The 4636-nt window shown below is 67.3% G+C and carries 3 protein-coding genes; 1 reads left to right on the top strand and 2 read right to left on the bottom strand.

The genetic code is table 11. From position 1 onward, the window contains the following. Positions 1-40: 40 nt before the first annotated feature. The gene (locus ACWDU4_RS28185) at positions 41-3109 is read right to left on the bottom strand and encodes a (Fe-S)-binding protein (RefSeq protein WP_450117257.1); all 3069 of its coding nucleotides are present in this window, start codon (positions 3107-3109) and stop codon (positions 41-43) included. 361 nt (positions 3110-3470) lie between these two features. Here ACWDU4_RS28185 and ACWDU4_RS28180 point away from each other — a divergent pair, with 361 nt between their 5' ends. After that, positions 3471-4133: an ammonium transporter gene (locus tag ACWDU4_RS28180; RefSeq protein ID WP_450117256.1), complete on the top strand. Its 663-nt coding sequence runs from the start codon at positions 3471-3473 to the stop codon at positions 4131-4133. Between the two features lie 133 nt (positions 4134-4266). On the opposite strand, the gene ACWDU4_RS28175 is transcribed toward ACWDU4_RS28180, so the two are convergent. Further along, positions 4267-4407, bottom strand: coding sequence for a hypothetical protein (locus tag ACWDU4_RS28175; RefSeq protein WP_450117255.1), 141 nt, complete (start codon positions 4405-4407; stop codon positions 4267-4269). Positions 4408-4636: the final 229 nt, after the last annotated feature.

Below are 4636 nucleotides of genomic sequence, written 5' to 3'. Positions count from 1 at the left end.
CCTGCATGCGAGCGCACTTGGCAAGGCCCTGCTGGCCTGGTCACAGGCGACCGACGACGAGCTGACCCGGTTGCCGTACGAAAATGGCACGGCCCTCGACCGGAGCCGGGGCAGCCGCAGGAGCCGGGGCGGCGGCCTTGCGGGCGCCGGGGGCCTTCGCCCCACCCTTGAACCCGAGCCCGCCGGCCTTCGGCTGCGGCGGTGCCGGAGCCTCGGCCACGGGGGCGGCCGGAGCCTCGGCAACGGTCTCGGCAACGGTCTCGGCGGGGGCGGCCGCCGGAGCGGAGGGGGCAGCCGGAGCGGCGGCCTTCTTCGCGCCGGGAGCCTTGAGGCCGCCCTTCATCTGCAGTCCGCCGGGCTTGGCGACCGGAGCGGCCGGAGCCTCGGCAGCCGGGGCCGCGGACTCGGCTGCGGGAGCGGCAGGTGCCGCGGCCTTCGCACCCGGGGCCTTCGCACCGGGAGCCTTCAGACCACCCTTCATCTGCAGTCCGCCCGGCTTGGCGGTCGGAGCGGTAGGCGCGGCCGGAGCCTCGGCAGCGGGCGCGGCAGGCGCGGCGGCCTTCGCACCGGGAGCCTTGAGGCCGCCCTTCATCTGCAAGCCGCCCGCCTTCGCGGCCGGAGCACCCGCCGGAGCCGGAGCCTCGGCGGCGGCAGCGCCACCGGGAGCCTTCAGGCCGCCCTTCATCTGCAGCCCACCGGCCTTCGGAGCGCCGCCGGGAGCCTTGAGCCCGCCCTTCATCTGCAGTCCGCCGGCCTTCGGGGCCGCCGGCGCGGCAGCGGCAGCGGCCGGAGCCTCGGCCTCGACCGGTGCTTCCGGGGCGGCGGGTGCGGCCTGGGCAGCGACCTTCTCCTTCGGCCGCTGCACGACCTTCAGGTTCTCGGTCAGCGCCGCCGGCTCGAGTCGGGTGATCGACTCGAGCATCATCTGCGCGACGTCGACGACCTCGACGCCCTCGCCCTGGCCCGACTCCTGGCGCGCGGTGACGCCGTCGGTGAGCATGACGCGGCAGAACGGGCAGCCGGTCGCGATCTTCTTCGGATCGGTGGAGAGGGCCTCGTCGACGCGGTCGATGTTGATCCGCTTGCCGAGCTGCTCCTCCATCCACATGCGGGCACCACCGGCGCCACAGCACATGGACCGTTCGCCGTGCCGCGGCATCTCCTTGAGGGTGGAGCCGGTCGCGGCCATCAGCTCACGCGGCGCGTCGTACACCTTGTTGTGGCGGCCGAGGAAGCAGGGATCGTGGTAGGTGACGTCCTCCTGCACGGACGCGACCGGGATCAGCTTCTTGGCCCGCACGAGGCGGTTGAGCAGCTGGGTGTGGTGGACGACCTCGTAGCGGCCGCCGACCTCCGGGTACTCGTTGCCGAGCGCGTTGAAGCAGTGCGCACAGGTGACGACGATCTTGCGCTTCGATTCCTCGATGCCCTCGAAGAGGTTGTCGAGGACCTCGATGTTCTGCATGGCGAGCTGCTGGAAGAGGAACTCGTTACCGGCGCGGCGAGCGGAGTCGCCGGTGCAGGTCTCCTCGGCGCCCAGGACCATGAACTTCACGCCCGCGGTGGCGAGCAGTTCGGCGACGGCCTTGGTGGTCTTCTTGGCGCGGTCCTCGTAGGCGCCGGCGCAGCCGACCCAGAACAGGTACTCGTAGTCCTCGAAGGTCTCGGCGTCCTTGCCGAACACCGGGATCTCGAAGTCCATCTCGTTGATCCAGTTGAGACGGTCCTTGGAGTTCTGGCCCCAGGGGTTGCCCTTGTTCTCGAGGTTCTTGAACAGGCCGGCCAGCTCGGACGGGAACTCCGACTCGATCAACACCTGGTAGCGGCGCATGTCGATGATGTGGTCGACGTGCTCGATGTCGACGGGGCACTGCTCGACGCAGGCGCCGCAGTTGGTGCACGACCACAGGGTCTCGAGGTCGATGACCGGGGCCTGCTCGCCGGCGGCGACCAGTTCGGCGGTCTCGCCGACCAGCTTGCGCTCGGCCTCGAGTCGGGCGGCCTCGGGGATCTTCGCGAGGGCGGCCTCGTTGACGTTGCCCTCGGCGTCGACCAGACCGACCTCGTCGCCGCCCATGTCCTTGCGGCCACCGGCCAGCAGGTACGGCGCCTTGGTGTAGCCGTGGTCGCGCAGCGACATGATGAGCAGCTTCGGGCTCAGCGGCTTACCGGTGTTCCAGGCCGGGCACTGCGACTGGCAGCGACCGCACTCGGTGCACGTGGTGAAGTCCAGCCAGCCCTTCCAGGAGAAGTCCTCGATGCGTCCGGCGCCGAGGGTGTCGGTGTCGGGGTCGACGTTCTCCATGTTGAGCGCCTTGCCCTTGCTCATCATGGGCTTGGCCGCGCCGAGGGCGACGCCGCCGTCGTCCTCACGCTTGAAGTAGATGTTCGGGAACGCGGAGAAGCGGTGCCACGCGACGCCCCAGGTGATGTTGCGGCCGACGACGAACAGCCAGATCATGCCGGACATCAGCTTGATGAACGCAAAGACGGAGACCATGACGGCGCTGGCGGGCAGCAGCTTCGCGACGTTCATCGTGAAGAAGTCGGTCCACGGGTTCGAGTGACCGGTCATGGCGATGCGGCCGGCCTTCACGAAGATCATGCCGAGGCCCTCGACGAGCACGACGATCTCGACGAAGTAGGCCGGGCCGAACTTCGAGCCGCTGAAGCGGGAGAGCCGCTCGGGGACGCGCGGGTGGTTCAGCTGCCGCAGGACGATCAGCGTCACGATGCCGACGACGGTGCCGATGCCGAGGATCTCGTCCCACAGGTGCCAGACCCAGGTGTTGCCGAACAGTGGCCAGTGGAACTCGGGGTTGAACGTCTGGCCGTACGCCTCGAACCACAGCAGGAAGCCGCCGAGGAAGCCGATCATGACGAGCCAGTGCGCCCAGCCGACGGTGCGGAACTTCGCCATCCGGGTGTGCGCGATGAACTCGACGATCATTTGCTTGAACCGGGGGAAGAACGGGTGCCAGCGGTCGGGAGCAGATTGCCCGATCATGACTGTCTTGCCCATGGTCCAGGCCCCGCTCAAGAACGAGGCCCAACACACGAGACTGAGCAGTACGCCGATCGTGCCCAACGTGATCGTCAGGGCGTTCATGTCACGGCCTTTCCTTCTTCAACGGCAACGGCAACGGCAACAAGGGTAAGTCACCGTAAGTTACCCGCCGGTAGCGTCGCGTTTCAACGTGGCATCAGATGCTGCGTGCGCCGGTGTTGCTCCGGTCACGCAGTAGTTCTTCCGCTCACCGTAAATCCTGGCCTATCGGGCGTTCAGTGCAGGTGAGCCTAACTTAGGCAACTGACCAGTAACTTAGCCTGCGACTATGAGGGTGTCCTTACCCGTGCTCAGGGACATTGTTCTCAGTGGGTTCACAGACTAGGGTCTGCGTGATTATGTGTCTTGGCTCGCGCTGCGGGATTCACTCGTGCTGCGAGATTCACTGGAGGGGATTCATCGAATGAAGCTCAGGAAGTTTGCCGTCACCTCGATGCTGGCGGTTGCCGCACTCGGGATCGGCGCGGGCACCTCGCACGCCAACCCGGCGCCCGAGACCATCGACTGGAACTCGAAGGTCGAGGGCACGTCCGTGGTCACCACCATCGACGCCGGCGCCTTCAAGGTTTCCGGTGACGGCAAGAACATCGAGCTGCAGGACGGCAACGGCAACGCCGTGGTCAGCCTCCCGCTCGCCTTCCAGCTCAACACCCTCCAGTTCCCGATGGACCAGAAGATCAGCGAGGACGGCAAGACCGTCACCCTGACCCCGGTCTTCGACCTCGGCAAGGCCAAGTCCATCTCCGGCAACGCGACCGCGCAGCCGATCAACGGCGCCGGCCTCGCTATCAAGGACATCGCCTCGCCCGACGAGAACCTGAAGGCGCAGCAGACCTTCACCTCGCAGCTTGCTGTCGCCACCGCTTCCGGCGGCCTCATTGGCACCATCATCGGTTGCATCGTCGGATTGCCGGCTGGCATTGTTGCCGGCTGTGCTGCGATGGCGCCGGTCGGTGCAATCGTGGGAACCATTGCTGTCGGTGGCCCGACGCTGATTGCCGCGGGTATCGGCCTGGGTCAGACCCTGATGGCCGAGCCCGGCACCACGGTCTACGCGGCCAAGTAACCCGTTCGACGCACGACAGCGGCCCGTCACCTCGTGGAGGTGGCGGGCCGCTGTTCGTTTCGGGGCGTCGCAGTAGTCCCGGAACGCATCGAGGCTGGGACGCGCAGGTCGCGTCCCGGCCTCGACTGGTTGATCAGGAGAGTCCGGCGCCGCCGGCATTCGTCGCAATGGTGAAGATGTAGCCCACCGACTTCATCACAAGACCAAGGACTGCTCCGGCGTCGGATCCGGTTCCGGCGTCGGGGGTGGTGGCATCGGCGATATCAGCGAGCATGGCACTTCCTTGTCGTGTCGGCCGACCACGGGCCGGCGGCTTGTCCGACTGGATCCCCCCAGTCAGTTCGTCCCTCGTTCGTTGTCGGTGCGAAAAAGATTCCCCAGCAACAACTTCGAGCATCCTACCGTGCGTGATCCGGTGCCGGTGGCGCTACCCCGCAACCCTGCCGAAAACGACTGTGCGGGGCTGTCGTCCGGTCGGACGACAGCAGATCGGAAGAGCCTCC

This window comes from Rhodococcus sp. NPDC003348 (genome assembly GCF_053589375.1).
The sequence above is the reverse complement of the archived record's forward strand: the minus strand, read 5'-3'. Positions and strand labels throughout refer to the sequence as shown.

Coding starts and splice junctions, on each gene's coding strand:
- ACWDU4_RS28180 (WP_450117256.1), top strand. CDS start 3,471: ATGAAGCTCAGGAAGTTTGCCGTCACCTCGATGCTGGCGGTTGCCGCA.
- ACWDU4_RS28175 (WP_450117255.1), bottom strand. CDS start 4,407: ATGCTCGCTGATATCGCCGATGCCACCACCCCCGACGCCGGAACCGGA.
- ACWDU4_RS28185 (WP_450117257.1), bottom strand. CDS start 3,109: ATGAACGCCCTGACGATCACGTTGGGCACGATCGGCGTACTGCTCAGT.